The 17,375-nt window shown below is 39.4% G+C and carries 32 protein-coding genes; all 32 read right to left on the bottom strand.

Features of this window, described 5'->3' with window-relative positions:
• Positions 1 to 86: 86 nt before the first annotated feature.
• The gene (gene cwlD, locus LCF45_RS00850) at positions 87 to 800 is read right to left on the bottom strand and encodes an N-acetylmuramoyl-L-alanine amidase CwlD (RefSeq protein ID WP_002009721.1); all 714 of its coding nucleotides are present in this window, start codon (positions 798 to 800) and stop codon (positions 87 to 89) included.
• A gap of 66 nt (positions 801 to 866) precedes the next feature.
• Entirely contained in the window at positions 867 to 1,295 is a 429-nt protein-coding gene (locus tag LCF45_RS00845) for a DUF2521 family protein (RefSeq protein WP_002029335.1), read from the bottom strand.
• Between the two features lie 162 nt (positions 1,296 to 1,457).
• On the bottom strand, positions 1,458 to 1,850 hold the full coding sequence (gene rpsI, locus LCF45_RS00840; protein WP_002009728.1) for a 30S ribosomal protein S9: 393 nt from the start codon (positions 1,848 to 1,850) through the stop codon (positions 1,458 to 1,460).
• Between the two features lie 21 nt (positions 1,851 to 1,871).
• Positions 1,872 to 2,309, bottom strand: coding sequence for a 50S ribosomal protein L13 (gene rplM / locus LCF45_RS00835; protein ID WP_002029337.1), 438 nt, complete (start codon positions 2,307 to 2,309; stop codon positions 1,872 to 1,874).
• A 152-nt stretch (positions 2,310 to 2,461) separates the two neighbouring features.
• A complete protein-coding gene (gene truA, locus LCF45_RS00830) occupies positions 2,462 to 3,205 on the bottom strand; it encodes a tRNA pseudouridine(38-40) synthase TruA (protein ID WP_002124694.1) in 744 nt (247 codons plus the stop codon).
• A 14-nt stretch (positions 3,206 to 3,219) separates the two neighbouring features.
• Complete coding sequence (locus tag LCF45_RS00825) at positions 3,220 to 4,014, bottom strand: energy-coupling factor transporter transmembrane component T family protein (protein ID WP_002124692.1); 795 nt, start codon at positions 4,012 to 4,014, stop codon at positions 3,220 to 3,222.
• A complete protein-coding gene (locus tag LCF45_RS00820) occupies positions 4,002 to 4,883 on the bottom strand; it encodes an energy-coupling factor ABC transporter ATP-binding protein (RefSeq protein WP_002124690.1) in 882 nt (293 codons plus the stop codon). The genes LCF45_RS00825 and LCF45_RS00820 overlap by 13 nt, the downstream gene beginning before the upstream one ends.
• The gene (locus tag LCF45_RS00815) at positions 4,859 to 5,701 is read right to left on the bottom strand and encodes an energy-coupling factor ABC transporter ATP-binding protein (RefSeq protein ID WP_002009740.1); all 843 of its coding nucleotides are present in this window, start codon (positions 5,699 to 5,701) and stop codon (positions 4,859 to 4,861) included. Before LCF45_RS00815 ends, LCF45_RS00820 begins: the two co-directional genes overlap by 25 nt.
• A gap of 104 nt (positions 5,702 to 5,805) precedes the next feature.
• A complete protein-coding gene (gene rplQ, locus LCF45_RS00810) occupies positions 5,806 to 6,168 on the bottom strand; it encodes a 50S ribosomal protein L17 (RefSeq protein WP_000331490.1) in 363 nt (120 codons plus the stop codon).
• Positions 6,169 to 6,203: 35 nt separating this feature from the next.
• A complete protein-coding gene (locus tag LCF45_RS00805) occupies positions 6,204 to 7,148 on the bottom strand; it encodes a DNA-directed RNA polymerase subunit alpha (protein ID WP_002009743.1) in 945 nt (314 codons plus the stop codon).
• A gap of 180 nt (positions 7,149 to 7,328) precedes the next feature.
• On the bottom strand, positions 7,329 to 7,718 hold the full coding sequence (rpsK, locus tag LCF45_RS00800) for a 30S ribosomal protein S11 (RefSeq protein ID WP_002009745.1): 390 nt from the start codon (positions 7,716 to 7,718) through the stop codon (positions 7,329 to 7,331).
• A 24-nt stretch (positions 7,719 to 7,742) separates the two neighbouring features.
• Positions 7,743 to 8,108 carry a 30S ribosomal protein S13 gene (rpsM, locus tag LCF45_RS00795; protein ID WP_002009746.1) on the bottom strand — a complete coding sequence of 122 codons (366 nt, stop codon included), beginning with the start codon at positions 8,106 to 8,108 and terminating at the stop codon, positions 7,743 to 7,745.
• 21 nt (positions 8,109 to 8,129) lie between these two features.
• A complete protein-coding gene (gene rpmJ / locus LCF45_RS00790; RefSeq protein WP_000868344.1) occupies positions 8,130 to 8,243 on the bottom strand; it encodes a 50S ribosomal protein L36 in 114 nt (37 codons plus the stop codon).
• A 35-nt stretch (positions 8,244 to 8,278) separates the two neighbouring features.
• Complete coding sequence (gene infA, locus LCF45_RS00785; RefSeq protein WP_001029884.1) at positions 8,279 to 8,497, bottom strand: translation initiation factor IF-1; 219 nt, start codon at positions 8,495 to 8,497, stop codon at positions 8,279 to 8,281.
• Between the two features lie 68 nt (positions 8,498 to 8,565).
• Complete coding sequence (map, locus tag LCF45_RS00780; RefSeq protein ID WP_000582542.1) at positions 8,566 to 9,312, bottom strand: type I methionyl aminopeptidase; 747 nt, start codon at positions 9,310 to 9,312, stop codon at positions 8,566 to 8,568.
• The gene (locus LCF45_RS00775) at positions 9,312 to 9,962 is read right to left on the bottom strand and encodes an adenylate kinase (protein ID WP_002124689.1); all 651 of its coding nucleotides are present in this window, start codon (positions 9,960 to 9,962) and stop codon (positions 9,312 to 9,314) included. The genes map and LCF45_RS00775 overlap by 1 nt, the downstream gene beginning before the upstream one ends.
• Positions 9,963 to 10,016: 54 nt before the next feature.
• On the bottom strand, positions 10,017 to 11,318 hold the full coding sequence (gene secY / locus LCF45_RS00770) for a preprotein translocase subunit SecY (protein ID WP_002124688.1): 1,302 nt from the start codon (positions 11,316 to 11,318) through the stop codon (positions 10,017 to 10,019).
• Positions 11,318 to 11,758, bottom strand: coding sequence for a 50S ribosomal protein L15 (gene rplO, locus LCF45_RS00765; RefSeq protein ID WP_002009754.1), 441 nt, complete (start codon positions 11,756 to 11,758; stop codon positions 11,318 to 11,320). Before rplO ends, secY begins: the two co-directional genes overlap by 1 nt.
• Before the next feature lie 33 nt (positions 11,759 to 11,791).
• A complete protein-coding gene (rpmD, locus tag LCF45_RS00760; protein ID WP_002009757.1) occupies positions 11,792 to 11,974 on the bottom strand; it encodes a 50S ribosomal protein L30 in 183 nt (60 codons plus the stop codon).
• A 13-nt stretch (positions 11,975 to 11,987) separates the two neighbouring features.
• Positions 11,988 to 12,488, bottom strand: a complete 501-nt coding sequence (gene rpsE, locus LCF45_RS00755) for a 30S ribosomal protein S5 (protein WP_002009759.1) — start codon at positions 12,486 to 12,488, stop codon at positions 11,988 to 11,990.
• A 21-nt stretch (positions 12,489 to 12,509) separates the two neighbouring features.
• Positions 12,510 to 12,872 (bottom strand): 50S ribosomal protein L18, encoded by a 363-nt coding sequence (gene rplR / locus LCF45_RS00750; RefSeq protein ID WP_002009761.1) that lies wholly within the window; start codon positions 12,870 to 12,872, stop codon positions 12,510 to 12,512.
• A gap of 31 nt (positions 12,873 to 12,903) precedes the next feature.
• On the bottom strand, positions 12,904 to 13,443 hold the full coding sequence (gene rplF / locus LCF45_RS00745; RefSeq protein ID WP_002009762.1) for a 50S ribosomal protein L6: 540 nt from the start codon (positions 13,441 to 13,443) through the stop codon (positions 12,904 to 12,906).
• A 32-nt stretch (positions 13,444 to 13,475) separates the two neighbouring features.
• Positions 13,476 to 13,874 (bottom strand): 30S ribosomal protein S8, encoded by a 399-nt coding sequence (rpsH, locus tag LCF45_RS00740; protein ID WP_002009764.1) that lies wholly within the window; start codon positions 13,872 to 13,874, stop codon positions 13,476 to 13,478.
• 29 nt (positions 13,875 to 13,903) lie between these two features.
• Entirely contained in the window at positions 13,904 to 14,089 is a 186-nt protein-coding gene (gene rpsN, locus LCF45_RS00735) for a 30S ribosomal protein S14 (protein ID WP_001085700.1), read from the bottom strand.
• A 33-nt stretch (positions 14,090 to 14,122) separates the two neighbouring features.
• Entirely contained in the window at positions 14,123 to 14,662 is a 540-nt protein-coding gene (gene rplE, locus LCF45_RS00730) for a 50S ribosomal protein L5 (protein ID WP_002091528.1), read from the bottom strand.
• Positions 14,663 to 14,688: 26 nt separating this feature from the next.
• Entirely contained in the window at positions 14,689 to 15,000 is a 312-nt protein-coding gene (rplX, locus tag LCF45_RS00725) for a 50S ribosomal protein L24 (RefSeq protein ID WP_000558201.1), read from the bottom strand.
• Positions 15,001 to 15,038: 38 nt separating this feature from the next.
• Entirely contained in the window at positions 15,039 to 15,407 is a 369-nt protein-coding gene (gene rplN, locus LCF45_RS00720) for a 50S ribosomal protein L14 (RefSeq protein ID WP_000615912.1), read from the bottom strand.
• 43 nt (positions 15,408 to 15,450) lie between these two features.
• Positions 15,451 to 15,714, bottom strand: a complete 264-nt coding sequence (gene rpsQ, locus LCF45_RS00715; protein WP_002091526.1) for a 30S ribosomal protein S17 — start codon at positions 15,712 to 15,714, stop codon at positions 15,451 to 15,453.
• Positions 15,715 to 15,734: 20 nt separating this feature from the next.
• Entirely contained in the window at positions 15,735 to 15,935 is a 201-nt protein-coding gene (gene rpmC / locus LCF45_RS00710) for a 50S ribosomal protein L29 (RefSeq protein WP_002091523.1), read from the bottom strand.
• Positions 15,925 to 16,359, bottom strand: a complete 435-nt coding sequence (gene rplP / locus LCF45_RS00705; RefSeq protein WP_000928969.1) for a 50S ribosomal protein L16 — start codon at positions 16,357 to 16,359, stop codon at positions 15,925 to 15,927. Before rplP ends, rpmC begins: the two co-directional genes overlap by 11 nt.
• A 1-nt stretch (position 16,360) precedes the next feature.
• Positions 16,361 to 17,020 carry a 30S ribosomal protein S3 gene (rpsC, locus tag LCF45_RS00700; protein WP_002009771.1) on the bottom strand — a complete coding sequence of 220 codons (660 nt, stop codon included), beginning with the start codon at positions 17,018 to 17,020 and terminating at the stop codon, positions 16,361 to 16,363.
• Between the two features lie 3 nt (positions 17,021 to 17,023).
• Positions 17,024 to 17,365 carry a 50S ribosomal protein L22 gene (gene rplV, locus LCF45_RS00695; RefSeq protein ID WP_002009773.1) on the bottom strand — a complete coding sequence of 114 codons (342 nt, stop codon included), beginning with the start codon at positions 17,363 to 17,365 and terminating at the stop codon, positions 17,024 to 17,026.
• Positions 17,366 to 17,375: the final 10 nt, after the last annotated feature.

Here is a 17,375-nt window from a genome sequence, read left to right as displayed (position 1 = left end):
TATTTTTAAAATAAATGCGTTTACATTTCCAGTATAACATATTTTCGGAAAACTTCGTTAACGAGAGAAACTCGAAAAAATCCTCCTTATTCTGGAGGATTTCCTTTTTCCGTAAAATAACGTAATATACCACGATATATTGCAGCAGCTACTTTTTGTTGGTATTTCTCCGAATTTAACATATATCTTTCATTCACATTCGATAAAAAGCCCGCCTCAATTAAAGCACCTGGTGTTTTGGCATACTTCAATAAATACACGTGAGGAATTGTTTTAGCAGAACGATTCGTATTTTCTAAGCTTGTTCTCAATTCAGCTTGTATAAATTTCGCAGCCCGTTCATTTTCAATCGAAGAACGATAGTAGAACGTTTGTGCGCCTTTAGATCCACTACTAGTTAGGGCATTTAAATGAATACTCGCAAAAAAGTCTACATCAGGCTTATTAATGATCTCAACACGCTTTTTTAAATCCTCTGCTTTACGTCTACTATATGACTTTGTATCTTTATTAGCTAAATCATAATCTCCTTCACGCGTTAAAATAACTAAAGCACCTTGTTCTTGTAAATAATCTTGTACCTTTTTTGTAATCTCAAGTGTAATGTCTTTTTCTACAATATCCTTTCCACCAACAGCCCCTCCGTCTGGCCCACCATGCCCAGCATCTAGTACAATCACTTTCCCTGATAAGGGTAAATTCCAAGCTCGCCACGATTTTGTAATTTGAAATTCTTGTTTAACTAAAAAAAACAAAACAACCGCAGCGAGCGCAAAAGAGATAATTCGAATTCTCTTCATACCTTTCCTCCTCCAGCTAGTCCCTCTAATTACTTATATGGGACAAGAGGAAAGTTTATGCTTGTCTTAGTGTAGCTTTAATCGATATCTTCTTTCGCCTTTTTCATAGCCTTCCTGCCACCACAAGCCGATAAACTGCTGGCAAGATTCAAAAAGCAATTCCTCGTCTTGCAACTTAATTTCACGTATAGTCATACTCGTTAAAAATTGAAATAACGTTTCAGTTAATTGTTGTTCTTCTTCTAAAGCCCTATATTTCACATCAAAGAATGATTCGCCATGATAACCAAATTTACTGTATCTCGCTCCTAATAAATAAGATTCTATCCCTAGTTCAATGCAATAATCTTCATACTGACGATGAAGTTCTTGCATCTGAAAGGCATCACGAATATTTAAACGCAATGTTTTTAATGATAATTCTCGCAGCATCTTCCGCTCGTATTTTAACTGCTTTTCTTTTTGTTTTTCTTGTAAGCTGACAATGACATTCATAGTACTTATAAACCTCCCTAATACGTATTAGTCTAAACTTCTAAAGAAGAAGCATACGTAGGACGGTAGCACTAAAATATTCCAAGCTAAAAAAATTACAAAAGAAGAATTAAACATAAAAAAACCCCAACCAAAATGGTTGGGGTTTGTAGTTCGCAAAAATTAACGTTTTGAGAACTGAGGTGCACGACGTGCGCCTTTAAGACCGTATTTTTTACGCTCTTTCATACGTGCGTCACGAGTTAATAGACCCGCACGTTTTAATGTTAGACGGTATTCTGGATCAGCTTTTAATAAAGCGCGAGAAATACCGTGACGAATAGCACCAGCTTGACCAGTGTATCCACCACCATTTACGTTTACAAGTACATTGTAGTTACCTAAAGTTTCTGTTGCAACTAGAGGTTGTTTCACTACTTCACGTAATGCAGCAAATGGGATATAGTTTTCAAAATCACGACCGTTAATAATAACGCGTCCTTCGCCTGGAACTAGGCGTACGCGCGCTACTGAACTCTTACGACGTCCAGTGCCATAGTATTGAACCTGTGCCAAAGTAAGCCCTCCTTTAATTAATTATCCGCGAAGTTCGTAAACTTCTGGTTGTTGTGCTTGGTGTGGATGCTCTGCTCCAGCATACACGTTTAATTTCTTAGAAACTTGACGTCCTAAACGTCCTTTTGGAAGCATGCCTTTAATTGCAAGCTCTAACATTTGTACAGGGTAGTTTGTACGCATTTCTAGAGCTGTTCTTTGCTTAAGTCCACCTGGGTGGTTAGTGTGACGGTAGTAAATTTTATCGTTTAATTTATTACCTGTTAAATGAATTTTCTCAGCGTTAATAATAATTACATGATCACCCGTGTCAACGTGTGGTGTAAATGTTGGTTTGTGTTTACCACGTAAAATGGATGCTACTTCAGTAGATAGGCGACCTAAAGTTTGACCTTCAGCATCAACCACATACCATTTACGCTCAACTTCGTTAGCTTTTGCCATAAAAGTCGTACGCATGTGTTTCCCTCCTCGTTATCTTTTCCATAGAAAAAATCTATTGTTTATCTTAAACACGATTTCCTTCCGGGGCTAATCGTGGTTTTAGAAACAATACCATATGTTATGATATACTTTTGAGTTTCTAATGTCAAGCAAATGTTACACCAGGATTAGTTGTTATAGTTTACCTGCCATAAGTAAAGTCCATGACCTGGAGCCATCTTTCCAGCAAACTGGCGATTTTGTTTCGCTAAAATCTCTGGAATACTATCTGGATCAAGCTTTCCTTGACCTACGCTAAGTAACGTACCAACAATAATTCTGACCATATTATATAAAAATCCATTACCTACAAAGCGAAAAATTAATTCATCGTCTTGCTCAATTAATTCGATTTCATAAATTGTTCGTACTTTATCTTTTTTGTCAGTTTTTGCCGAACAAAAAGAAGTAAAGTCATGCGTTCCAATAAAATAAGGAATCGCTTTTCTTATAGAGTTTATTTCGAGTGGATATGGATATTGATATACATAATTTCTACGGAATACATCCGCAGTCTTTGATAATAATACACGATAGCGATATTCTTTTTTCTCGACACCGTAACGTGCATGAAATTCTTCTGTTTTCTTCTCTACCTGCCTGATAATAATATCATCCGGCAACATTGTATTTAAAGCATTACTCCATTGCCACTCTTCAAGAGACAAAGGTGTATCAAAGTGTATCACTTGTCCTTTGGCGTGAACGGTAGAATCCGTTCTGCCTGATGCCTGCACACGAACAAGTTCTCCTTTATGCAACTTCTGCAATGCTTTCTCTATTTCTTGTTGAACAGTCCGATGCTGTGGTTGAATTTGGTAACCACAAAAATGAATGCCATCATATGCAACTGTACATTTTATTCTTTCCATTTCTCTATTCTCCATTACGACCGCACCCATGCCAAAATACAAGCTAAACAAAGTAAGCTTACAATTGTTACTGTATCACTTATTTTCCAGCGTAGTTGCCTAAATTTAGTACGTCCTTCGCCACTTTTATATCCACGAGATTCCATCGCAATCGCTAAGTCCTCTGCACGCTTAAAAGCACTGATAAATAATGGAACGAGTAGTGAGATAATAGCTTTCATCCTATCTTTTATCGGTCCCCCGGCGAAATCAATGCCACGTGACGCTTGTGCTTTCATAATTTTACTCGTTTCATCCATTAATGTCGGGATAAAACGTAGTGAAATTGACATCATTAATGCGATTTCATGAACAGGAACTTTTATACGCTTGAACGGCTTTAATAACGTCTCCAACCCATCTGTAATTTCAATAGGTGTCGTCGTTAACGTTAATAATGTCGTCATTAAAATAATAACGAAGAATCGTATAGAAATGTATATTCCTTGCTCTAATCCTTTTTCATGTATCGAAAACCAACCAAGCTGGAATAGTACTTCCCCTTCTTTATTTGTAAAAATATGCAGGAAAAATGTAAAAAGAAAAATCCACAGAATTGGTTTTAAGCCCGAAAGTACATAACGAATCGGCACTTTTGCAAAAAATAAAGCAATGAGTGCATATAAAAATAAAAATCCATATGAAATCGCATTATTTGCTAAGAAAACAACAAATACATATAAAAAGACAATCAACAGCTTCGTACGAGGATCAAGTTGATGAATGAGTGACTGACCTGGAATATATCTCCCAATAATCAACTGCTGCATGATTCATGACCACCTTTTCGTAACACCTGTACAACTTCATGAGTAAGATCCTCTAAAGATAAGGTAGCCTTCGAAATTGAAATACCAAACTTCTCTTCAATTGCACGTTTATACTTTAAAGACATTGGAAGATCCACACCGATTTGTTCTAATTCATCAGCATATGAAAATACTTCCTCTGCTCTTCCTTGCAAAAAGACCGTTCCTTTATGCATGACCACTATTTGATCTGCATACTTAGCGGCATCCTCCATATTATGGGTAACAAGAATGACTGTAAGCCCCTGTTCCTTATGCAAATTGTAAAACATCTCCATGAGCTCGTGCTGTCCTTTTGGATCAAGCCCTGCTGTAGGTTCATCTAATACAAGCACTTCGGGTTCCATCGCAAGTACGCCTGCTATTGCAACACGCCTCATTTGCCCACCGCTTAATTCAAACGGAGAACGTGCTAATAACTCTATGTCCAATCCAACAAGCTGGATTGCATCTTTCGCCTTTTGTTTTGCCTCTTCTTCAGATACACCAAAATTAGTCGGTCCAAAACAAATGTCCTTTTCAACTGTTTCTTCAAATAGTTGATGTTCTGGAAACTGAAAGACAACCCCTACTTTTTTTCGTAGCGGCTTAAGCTTTTTCTCTTTCTTCCCTGCTGAAATTAAATGTTCACCAATTTGAACCGTACCATTTGTCGGCTGCAATAAACCATTTAAATGTTGAATCATCGTCGACTTACCTGAACCAGTATGACCGATAATGGCATAATAGCCCCCACTTGGAAACGACACGTCTACATCATAAAGTGCGCGTCTTTCAAATGGAGTTTTATATTGATAACGATGTTCTACTTTTTGGAATGTAATCTCCAAAGTTCGTTCACCAAGCTTTCCATTGTAAGATGCGTATTTTGCAAGTGAATTTCATTTCTTTTTAATAATTCTGCTATTTTCACCGAAAAAGGTACATCTAATCCAATCTCTTGGAGCATATGAGAGGATTTGAAAATTTGCTCTGGAGTACCTTCCTCTAATATTTCTCCCTTGTTCAAAATAATAATACGGTCTGACTGTGCCGCTTCTTCTAAATCGTGCGTAATCGATAATACCGTAATACCCTTTTGATCAACAAGTTGTCTGACCGTTTCTACTACTTCACGTCTCCCCTGAGGGTCTAACATTGAAGTTGCTTCATCTAGTATTAAAATAGATGGTTGAAGTGCTAGAACACCTGCTATTGCGACTCGCTGCTTTTGTCCACCAGATAACGAATGGGGTTCTTCATTTAAAAAATCTTCCATACGGACAAGTTGCAGAGCTTGTTCTAGTCTTTCTATCATCTGCTCCCTTGGCATTCCGATGTTCTCTAGGCCGAATACAACGTCATCTTGTACTGTCGTTCCAACAAATTGATTATCTGGATTTTGAAATACCATGCCAATTTGCTTTCGAACATCCCATACTGTTTCCTCTGATAAAATCATTGTATCATTTAAAGTAATTTTCCCTGATTCCGGTAAAAATAAGCCATTCAATAATTTTGCAAGTGTAGACTTCCCTGAACCATTTTGTCCAATAACAGATACCCATTCTCCTTCATATAAGGAAAACGAAACATCTTTTAATGCATAAGAGGCTGCCCCAGGATATTGAAATGATATATTTTCTGTCCGAAGTTTCTCTTTTTTCAATACAAGGCACCCTTTCTTTCGTCAAGTTAGCCTATTTTTATACTTAAAAAAAAAGGGCCATGACCAGTTACTTGAAAAGAACTGTCCTGCCCTTTTAATCATCATTATACTAACTCGATAATTACCATTGGTGCTGCGTCTCCGCGACGTGGACCAATTTTTGCAATACGAGTGTATCCGCCTTGGCGCTCAGCATAGCGTGGAGCTACATCAGCGAATAATTTTTGAAGTGCATCTTGACCAGTCTCAGCGTTAGCAACCTCATTACGGATGAAAGCTGCTGCTTGACGACGAGCATGAAGATCTCCGCGTTTACCTAAAGTGATCATTTTTTCCACTACAGAACGAAGTTCTTTTGCACGAGTTTCTGTCGTTTGGATGCGCTCGTTGATAATTAAATCAGTAGCTAAATCACGTAACATAGCTTTACGTTGCGCACTTGTACGGCCTAATTTTCTGTATGCCATTCGTAGTTCCCTCCTTTGTTGATGGGTTTAAATCCTCAGTCGTCTTTACGTAAACCTAAACCTAATTCCTCAAGTTTATGTTTAACTTCTTCTAAGGATTTACGTCCTAAGTTACGAACTTTCATCATATCTTCTTCTGTTTTGTTCGCAAGCTCTTGTACAGTATTAATTCCTGCACGTTTTAGGCAATTATAAGAACGAACAGAAAGATCTAGTTCTTCGATAGTCATCTCAAGAACTTTTTCTTTTTGATCTTCTTCCTTCTCGACCATAATCTCAGCATTTTGTGCTTCGTCAGTTAAACCAACAAAGATATTTAAATGCTCAGTTAAGATTTTGGCACCTAAAGAGATAGCTTCTTTTGGCCCGATGCTTCCATCCGTCCATACATCAAGCGTAAGCTTATCATAATTAGCCACTTGTCCGACACGTGTCTTTTCCACTTGGTAAGTCACACGTGATACTGGAGTATAAATAGAATCAATAGGAATTACTCCTATTGGTTGATCTTCGCTTTTATTTGCATCAGCTGGCGTATACCCACGGCCACGCTTTGCAGTTAAACGCATGCGGAAATGCGCATTTTTTGCTAACGTCGCAATGTGTAAATCTGGATTTAAGATTTCAACATCACTATCGTGAGTAATATCAGCAGCTGTGACAATACCTTCGCCCTGTACATCGATTTCCAACGTCTTCTCTTCTTCAGAGTAGATTTTAAGAGCTAACTTTTTCAAGTTTAAGATCATCGTCGTAACGTCTTCTACTACGCCCTCAACTGTTGAAAATTCGTGTAAAACGCCATCGATTTGGATAGCAGTTACAGCGGCACCAGGGAGTGAGGATAAAAGAATACGACGTAAGGAGTTACCCAAAGTAGTACCATATCCACGCTCAAGCGGTTCAATCACGAATTTGCCATACTTAGCATCTTCGTTAAGTTCAACCGTTTCGATTTTCGGTTTTTCGATTTCAATCATTAACTAAACCCTCCTTCAAAACGTCGAAACCCCGGTTAAACAAAGGAAGAACCTCTGTTTAACCGAAAGTCCCCCTTAGGCAGTTCCCGATTGTGCACAACAAGCGATGTTTCTGTACGAAATTTCTCGATAATGCATCATATCCATTATAGACAAAAGGGAAAATTCTATACAGAAAAATTACACACGACGACGTTTTGGTGGACGACATCCATTATGAGGAACTGGAGTAACATCTCTAATTGCTGTTACTTCTAGACCTGCCGCTTGAAGAGCACGAATTGCAGCTTCACGACCAGCACCAGGACCTTTAACAGTAACCTCTAAAGTTTTTAAACCATGCTCCATTGCAACTTTAGAAGCAGCTTCAGCAGCCATTTGCGCAGCGAATGGAGTAGATTTACGAGATCCACGGAAACCAAGTGCACCAGCACTAGACCAAGAAAGTGCGTTACCATGAGTATCTGTAAGTGTTACGATTGTGTTGTTGAAAGTAGAACGAATATGAGCTATACCAGCTTCAATATTCTTTTTCACACGTTTTTTACGAGTGTTTGTTTTACGTGCCATTGTTAGTTCAACCTCCTTTACTTATTATTTCTTTTTATTTGCTACTGTACGACGTGGACCTTTACGTGTACGAGCATTGTTTTTAGAGTTTTGACCACGAACTGGTAAACCACGACGGTGACGAAGACCACGGTAAGAACCGATCTCCATTAGACGTTTAATGTTAAGAGATACTTCACGACGAAGGTCTCCCTCAACTTTAATACGATCGATGATATCACGGATACGTCCTAATTCATCTTCCGATAAATCACGAACTCGTGTTTCCGAAGAAATACCAGCTTCTGTAAGAATTTTTTCAGCAGTTGTGCGACCAATGCCGAATACGTAAGTTAAAGAAATAACAACGCGCTTGTCACGAGGAATATCTACACCTGCGATACGTGCCATTTTGAATGCACCTCCTTCTGATTAACCTTGTTTTTGTTTATGTTTAGGGTTTTCACAAATAACCATTACTTTTCCACGTCTACGAATAACTTTACATTTTTCGCAGATTGGTTTAACTGACGGTCTTACTTTCATGTCTCGAACCTCCTTAAAGATTACGGAGTGCTATATTATTTAAAACGGTACGTAATACGACCACGATTTAAATCGTACGGAGATAATTCTACCGTAACTTTGTCTCCTGGTAAAATACGAATGAAATTCATACGGATTTTACCAGAAACGTGAGCCAATACGACATGCCCATTCTCTAATTCTACTTTGAACATAGCATTTGGCAACGTTTCAAGAACGGTACCTTCGACTTCAATTACATCATCTTTAGCCATTCAATAGTTCTCCCTTCTTCAAATCAGTAACATTTTACACTGCTCTGAAATCCCGGAGAGCCAGCTACTTATAAAGTGGTAAGGATTTCGTATCCTGCTTCTGTAAGAGCAATCGTGTGCTCAAAATGGGCACACCATTTACCATCTACCGTTACCACTGTCCAGTCATCAGATAGTGTTTTTACATATCGTCTTCCTTGATTCACCATCGGCTCAACACAGATGACCATTCCCGGCTTTAATCTAGGGCCTCTATTTGGTGGACCATAGTGCGGGATTTGAGGGTCCTCATGTAAGTCTTGCCCGATTCCGTGACCAACATACTCCCTAACGATCGAGAACCCATTCTCTTCAGCATGTGTTTGAACCGCATGCGAGATATTTGATAATCTTTCGCCTGGTTTTACTTGTTCTAGACCAAGATACAACGATTTTTCTGTGACATCAAGTAGCTTTTGAACAGATTCAGAAATGTTTCCAACTGGATACGTCCATGCAGAATCACCATGGTACCCATTGTATTTCGCACCAATATCGATACTGATGATATCGCCCTCTTCGAGCTTACGCTTCCCTGGAATCCCGTGTACAAGCTCTTCATTTACAGAAGCACAAATGCTCCCCGGAAATCCGTTGTATCCTTTAAAAGATGGCGTAGCACCATATTTTCGAATCGTCTTTTCCGCTATTTGATCGAGCTCTTTCGTTGTAATTCCTGGAGTAATATGTTGTTTCAACTCTTGATGAGTTAAAGCAACGATCCTGCCAGCTTCTCGCATGATTTCTATCTCGCGAGGAGTTTTGCAGATGATCATTACGCTAAGTCTCCGATGAGAACATCGATATCAGCAAATACTTTATTGATATCTTGCTCACCATTAATGCTTTGTAAGTAGCCAAGCTCCTCGTAGAAATCAAGCAAAGGTTTTGTTTGCTTAATATTTACATCTAAACGATTTGCTACAGTTTCTTCATTGTCATCAGAGCGTTGATATAATTCGCCACCACATTTATCGCACACATCAGCTTTTGCTGGCGGATTGAATTCTAAGTGGTAAGTCGCACCGCATTCTTTACAAATGCGACGGCCTGTAAGGCGTGTTAATAACAACCCTGAATCCACATTAATGTTTAAAACATAGTCGATTTTTTTGCCAAGATCTTTCATAATCTCTTCAAGAGCTGATGCTTGTGCAACAGTTCGTGGGAAACCATCTAATAAGAAGCCTTTAATACAGTCTTCTTGGCTTAAACGTTCACGAACAATTCCAATTGTAACTTCATCTGGAACAAGCGCACCTTTATCAATAAAAGATTTTGCTTGTAAACCAAGTTCAGTTTCAGCCTTCATAGCTGCACGGAACATATCTCCTGTTGAGATGTGAGGGATGTTATACTTGGCAATAATCTGTTCGGCTTGTGTACCTTTACCAGCACCAGGAAGCCCCATTAAAATCAAGTTCATCCTTGTTCCCCCTCAGTACATGAGCATGTAGGGAAGACAGTTCTTCCCACTTACTCACTGCTTGATAAACCCTTTGTAATGGCGTTTTACCAATTGGCTTTCTAGCTGCTTCATTGTTTCTAAAGCAACGCCGACAACGATTAACATACTCGTTCCACCAATCTGTGCAGATGGAGGAAGATTTCCCAATTTCGTAAAGATAACTGGTAAGATTGCAATCGCTGCTAGGAAAATTGATCCCACAAAGGTCAAACGATACAAGATTTTTGTTAGATATTGTTCTGTATTCTTACCCGGACGAATACCTGGAACATATCCACCTTGCTTGTTTAGATTCTCTGACATTTGCTCTGGATTAACCTGAACAAATGCATAGAAATATGTGAAGGCTACAATGAGCGCAACATATATGATCATTCCCACTGGGTGAGAATAGTTAAAGTTTGCAATAATCCACTGCGACACATCATGTTTCGGGAAGAACTGTGCAATAGTTGGAGGCGTAATTAAGAATGAAACAGCAAAAATGACTGGAATAACACCCGCACTATTTACCTTAAGTGGTAAATGAGTGTTTTGTGCTCCAGCATGATTCCCATTCCCTCCTGTTACACGCTTCGCGTATTGAATTGGGATCTTTCTAACAGCCTGTTGAATGAAAATAACACCAACAATAACCGCTAGCACAGCTAGTAAAATCAATGCAACTTTAACGATACTCATGAACAATTGATCTCCGATATTTTGAAACTGTTGTTGATACACTTGAGATATAACACTTGGGATCGCTGCGGCAATACCGCCAAAGATAAGAATGGAAATACCATTACCTACACCTTTAGCTGTAATCTGTTCACCTAACCACATTAAAAATGCAGTACCAGCAGTCAGTACCGTAGCAATGTATAAATAAGTGCTCCAACCTGGATTCAAAATTAATTGCCCACCTACCATACCGTTAAAACCGATTGACATACCAAACCCCTGAATAAACGCAAGAACAATTGTAAAGTAACGCGTGAATTGCGTTAGTTTACGACGGCCCATTTCGCCTTGCTTCGACCATTCCGAAAATTTAGGAACAACATCCATCTGCAATAATTGCACGATGATGGATGCTGTAATATACGGCATGATTCCCATCGCGAAGATGGAGAAGTTTTTCAAGGCGCCACCGCCAAATGTATTTAGGATACCTAAGGCATTTAATTGATCTTGTGCTTTCAGTACGTCTCCATTTGTAAATGGCACTGGGATAAACGTGCCAATCCTGAATACGACTAACATCGCTAAAGTGAATAATATTTTACGTCTTATCTCAGCAACGCGCATAAAGTTGGAGATTGTACGAAACATTAGATCACCTCAACTGATCCGCCAGCTGCTTCAATTGCTTCTTTAGCACTTGAAGAGAACTTGTGCGCTTTAACAGTTAATTTTTTCTCTACTGCTCCGCTTGCAAGAATTTTAACACCGTCGTTTAATTTGCTGATAACGCCAGTTTCCAGCAATAATTCAGGTGTTACTTCTGTACCATCTTCAAAACGATTTAACGTTGATAAGTTTACAATAGTAAACTCTTTACGGTTAATGTTTGTGAAGCCGCGTTTTGGTAAACGACGGAATAGTGGAGTTTGACCACCTTCGAAGCCAAGACGAACACCGCCGCCAGAACGTGCGTTTTGTCCTTTATGACCTCTACCAGCAGTTTTACCGTTACCAGAACCGATACCACGACCGACACGGTTACGTACTTTACGAGAACCTTCTGCAGGTTTTAATTCATGAAGTTTCATTCCCAGGCACCTCCTTATATTAATGAGTTATCCTTAAGCTTCTTTTACAGAGATAAGGTGAGAAACTTTGTTGATCATACCAAGAATAGCAGGAGTTTCTTCCTTAACTACAGTTGAATTCAACTTTTTAAGACCTAAAGCTTCTACCGTCGCACGTTGATCTTGTGGACGACCAATTACACTACGAGTGAGGGTAATTTCTAACTTTTTCGCCATTTGTTTTCCCTCCTTAACCTAGTAGCTCTTCTACAGATTTACCGCGTAATTTTGCAACATCTTCAGCGCGCTTAAGTTCGCTTAATCCGTTCACAGTAGCGCGAATCATGTTGATTGGTGTGTTAGAACCAAGAGATTTCGAAAGAATATCTTGTACACCAGCTAATTCTAGTACCGCACGAACAGGTCCACCAGCAATAACACCAGTACCCTCAGCAGCAGGTTTTAAGAATACTTCACCAGCTCCAAAATGACCGTTGATTGTGTGAGGAATTGTTGTACCAACTAATGGTACAGCGATTAGGTTTTTCTTAGCGTCTTCGATAGCTTTACGGATTGCGTCTGGTACCTCTTGTGCTTTACCAGTACCGAATCCAACATGACCGTTTTTATCGCCAACTACAACTAGTGCAGCAAAGCGGAAACGACGACCACCCTTAACAACTTTCGCGACACGATTTATCGTAACTACACGTTCTTCAAGTTCTAATTTACTTGGGTCAATGCGTTGCATCAATTTTCCCTCCTTTGACCATTAAAATTGTAATCCAGCCTCACGAGCAGCTTCAGCTAGAGCTTTAACACGGCCATGGTATAAGTAACCACCGCGATCAAATACTACTTCTTTAACGCCTTTCTCTACAGCACGCTTAGCAACTGATTCTCCAACTTTCGTAGCAGCTTCAGTATTGCTAGTACCGTTAAGAGCAAGGTCTTTATCAAGAGTAGATGCACTTACTAATGTTACACCATTTACATCATCAATAACTTGAGCGTAAATATGTTGGTTAGAACGGTACACGTTTAAACGTGGACGTTCTGCAGTACCAGTAAGTTTAGCACGTACACGTGCATGTCTTTTCTTACGAGTCGCATTTTTAGCAGCTTTAGTGATCATTCTTGTCACTCCTTTCTTTCACCTAACGGGTTTACTTAGCAGTTTTACCTTCTTTACGACGAACAACTTCGCCTTCGTAACGAATACCTTTACCTTTATATGGTTCAGGAGCACGTACAGCGCGGATGTTAGCAGCAAATTCGCCAACACGTTGCTTGTCGATACCTTTAATTACGATTTTAGTTGGTACAGGTACTTCAACTTCAAGTCCTGCTTCTGGAGTCATTTCTACTGGATGAGAATAACCTACGCTTAAAACAAGTTTATCTCCTTGTTTTTGAGCACGGTAACCAACACCGACTAATTCAAGTCCGCGTACGAAACCTGTAGTTACACCTTCAACCATGTTTCCGATTAAAGCACGAGTTGTACCGTGTAATGCACGGTGTTCCTTCTGTTCAGATGGACGCTCAACTGTTAGTGTATTTTCTTCAATTTTGATAGACATATCAGTTTTGAAAGTACGAGTTAATTCACCTTTAGGGCCTTTTACTGTTACAGTATTGTCTTCTGCAACTGTAATAGTAACACCTGCAGGGATTTCAAGAATCTTTTTACCAATACGAGACATGTGGTCACACCTCCGTTCGTTTTAAATATATATTACCAAACGTATGCTACTACTTCTCCACCAGTTTGTAATTGACGAGCGTCTTTGTCTGTCATTACTCCCTTAGATGTAGAAACAAGAGCGATACCTAATCCGTTAAGTACACGTGGTACTTCATCAGCTTTTGCGTAAACGCGTAAGCCAGGTTTACTGATACGTTTTAATCCAGTGATTACACGTTCATTGTTTGCACCATATTTCAGGAAAATACGAAGGATACCTTGTTTGTTATCCCCAATGTATTCTACATCACGAATGAAACCTTCACGTTTTAAAAGTTCAGCGATCTCTTTTTTGATTTTAGAAGCAGGAACCTCTAATTTCTCATGACGTACCATGTTCGCATTACGGATGCGAGTAAGCATGTCTGCAATTGGATCTGTCATCACCATGTGTTTTACCTCCTTCCCATTTGTGGGTTTTACCAACTAGCTTTTTTAACACCAGGAATTTGACCTTTATATGCAAGTTCACGGAAACAAATACGGCAAAGCTTAAATTTGCGGTATACAGAATGCGGACGACCGCAGCGTTCGCAACGTGTATACTCTTGTACTTTAAACTTAGGAGTACGCTTTTGTTTCGCGATCATAGATTTTTTAGCCACGTTTTCGCCTCCTCTACTTAGCGTTGGCTTCCATTATTTTTGGAATGGCATACCGAATTGTGTTAAAAGTTCACGAGCTTCTTCATCAGTTTTCGCTGTAGTAACGATTACGATGTCCATACCGCGGACTTTACTTACTTTATCATAATCAATCTCAGGGAAAATTAGTTGCTCTTTAACACCTAATGTGTAGTTCCCACGACCATCGAATGATTTCTTAGAAACACCACGGAAATCACGTACACGTGGTAAAGAAACTGATACTAATTTGTCGAAGAACTCATACATTTGTTGTCCGCGTAAAGTTACTTTCGCACCGATTGGCATACCTTCACGAAGACGGAAACCAGCGATTGATTTTTTAGCGCGAGTTACAACAGGTTTTTGACCTGCGATTTGCGTTAATTCTTCTACTGCATTGTCTAAAGCTTTTGAGTTAGATACCGCGTCACCAACACCAGTGTTGATTACGATCTTTTCGATTTTCGGTACTTCCATCACAGATTTATAGTTAAACTTGCTCATTAGAGCAGGAGTAATTTCCTTTTGGAACTTCTCTTTAAGGCGATTCAATGAAGTGACCTCCTTTCTTAAGAAAATTATTTATCTAATAATTCACCAGATTTTTTTGCAATACGAACTTTTTTACCATCTTCTACTTTGAAGCCTACGCGAGTAGGTTCGCCTGTTTTCGGATCTAATACCATAACATTAGAAACGTGAATAGGTGCTTCTTTCGTAATAATTCCACCTTGTGGATTTAATTGAGATGGCTTAGAGTGTTTTTTAACGATGTTAACACCCTCAACGATAACACGGTTTTGCTTTGGGAAAGCCACAAGGATAACGCCTTGTTTTCCTTTGTCTTTACCAGTGATTACCTGAACTTTATCACCTTTTTTTACATGCATCTTAATTCTGCACCTCCTTAGCAAGGCAATACCTTAAATTATAGAACTTCTGGAGCTAAAGAAACGATCTTCATGAAGTTGCTATCACGTAATTCACGAGCTACTGGTCCGAAGATACGAGTACCACGTGGGCTCTTATCGTCTTTGATGATAACCGCTGCGTTTTCATCAAATTTAATATAAGAACCGTCCGGACGACGAGCTCCGCTCTTCGTACGTACCACTACTGCCTTAACAACGTCACCTTTTTTAACAACGCCACCTGGTGTTGCTTGTTTTACCGTAGCAACGATAATATCACCAATATTAGCATATTTACGACCAGAGCCGCCTAATACTTTAATTGTTAAAAGTTCACGTGCACCAGAGTTGTCAGCAACTTTCAAACGAGATTCTTGTTGGATCATGTTATGAAACCTCCCTTCGGACTAAAAATTCCGATTCGTCTATTTAGATAACAACCGCTTCTTCAACGATTTCAACTAAACGGAAACGCTTAGTAGCAGAAAGCGGGCGAGTTTCCATGATTTTAACGATATCGCCAAGTTTTGCTTGGTTTTGCTCATCATGGGCTTTGTACTTTTTAGAATACTTAACACGTTTTCCGTACAAGGAATGAGTTTTGTAAGTTTCAACTAAAACTGTAATCGTTTTGTCCATTTTATCAGACACAACACGACCAGTATAAACTTTGCGTTGGTTACGTTCGCTCACTATGCAAACCTCCCCTCAATTTATCGATTAATTCCGATCTCTCTTTCACAAACTACAGTTTTCATACGAGCAATCGCTTTACGCACTTCACGGATGCGAGTTGGATTCTCTAATTGTCCTGTAGCAAGTTGGAAGCGAAGATTGAACAATTCTTCCTTTAAAGCTTTAACTTTTGTTTCGATTTCGGCAGTGGTTAATTCACGAATATCATTAGTTTTCATTAGATTCACCACCATTTTCTTCACGTTTTACGAACTTACATTTCACAGGTAGTTTGTGAGCTGCAAGACGTAATGCTTCGCGTGCTACCTCTTCAGATACACCCGCGATTTCAAACATAATTTTCCCAGGTTTTACTACTGCTACCCAGCCTTCTGGTGCCCCTTTACCGGAACCCATACGTACTTCTAGAGGTTTTGCAGTGTAAGGTTTAGAAGGGAAAATTTTAATCCATACTTTACCGCCACGTTTCATGTAACGAGTCATTGCACGACGAGCAGCTTCGATTTGACGGTTTGTAATCCATGAAGCAGCTTGTGCTTGTAAACCGAATTCACCGAAAGCAATTTCAGTTCCACCTTTTGCACGACCACGCATTTTACCACGATGCTCTCTACGATATTTTACGCGTTTTGGCATTAACATATTATTTTCCTCCTTCCTCAGAAGCTTTCTTTTTTGTAGGAAGGACTTCTCCACGGTAGATCCATACTTTTACGCCTAATTTACCGTATGTTGTATCAGCTTCAACTGCTGCATAGTCAATATCAGCGCGAAGTGTATGAAGTGGAACAGTTCCTTCACTGTAAGATTCTGCACGAGCGATATCAGCCCCGCCAAGACGACCAGAAACCTGTGTTTTAATACCTTTTGCTCCTGCACGCATAGCACGTTGAATAACTTGCTTTTGTGCACGACGGAATGATACACGGTTTTCTAATTGACGAGCGATGTTTTCACCCACTAATTTAGCGTTAAGATCAGCTCTCTTAACTTCTAAAATGTTAATGTGTACACGCTTGCCTGTTAATTGGTTAAGAGCTTTACGAAGTGCTTCAACTTCAGTACCACCTTTACCAATTACCATACCAGGTTTTGCAGTGTGAATTGTAACATTTACACGATTTGCTGCACGTTCGATTTCTACTTTAGCAACAGCAGAATCTTTTAAGCGTACAGTAATGTACTCACGGATTTTGATGTCTTCATGTAATAACGTAGCATAATCTTTCTCAGCGAACCAACGAGATTCCCAGTCGCGGATAATACCGACACGAAGACCAATTGGATTAACCTTCTGACCCATCGATTATCCCTCCTTCTTTTCTGATACCACAACTGTGATGTGGCTTGTGCGTTTGTTAATTTGGCTTGCACGACCCATTGCACGTGGACGGAAACGTTTCAACGTTGGACCTTCGTCAACGAAGACTTTTTCAACAACTAGGTTGTTAATATCCATCTCATAATTGTGCTCTGCATTTGCGATTGCAGATTTTAAAACTTTTTCTACAACTGGAGAAGCAGTTTTTGGTGTGTGGTTAAGGATAGCAATCGCTTCACCCACTTGCTTACCTCGGATTAAGTCTACTACTAAACGAACCTTACGAGGAGCAATACGAACTGTTCTCACTACTGCTTTAGCTTGCATTGAAGTGCCT

It is taken from the genome of Bacillus sp. 41-22 (assembly GCF_025809295.1).
Classification (GTDB): domain Bacteria; phylum Bacillota; class Bacilli; order Bacillales; family Bacillaceae_G; genus Bacillus_A; species Bacillus_A mycoides.
This window is presented reverse-complemented; position numbering and strand designations above follow the sequence as displayed.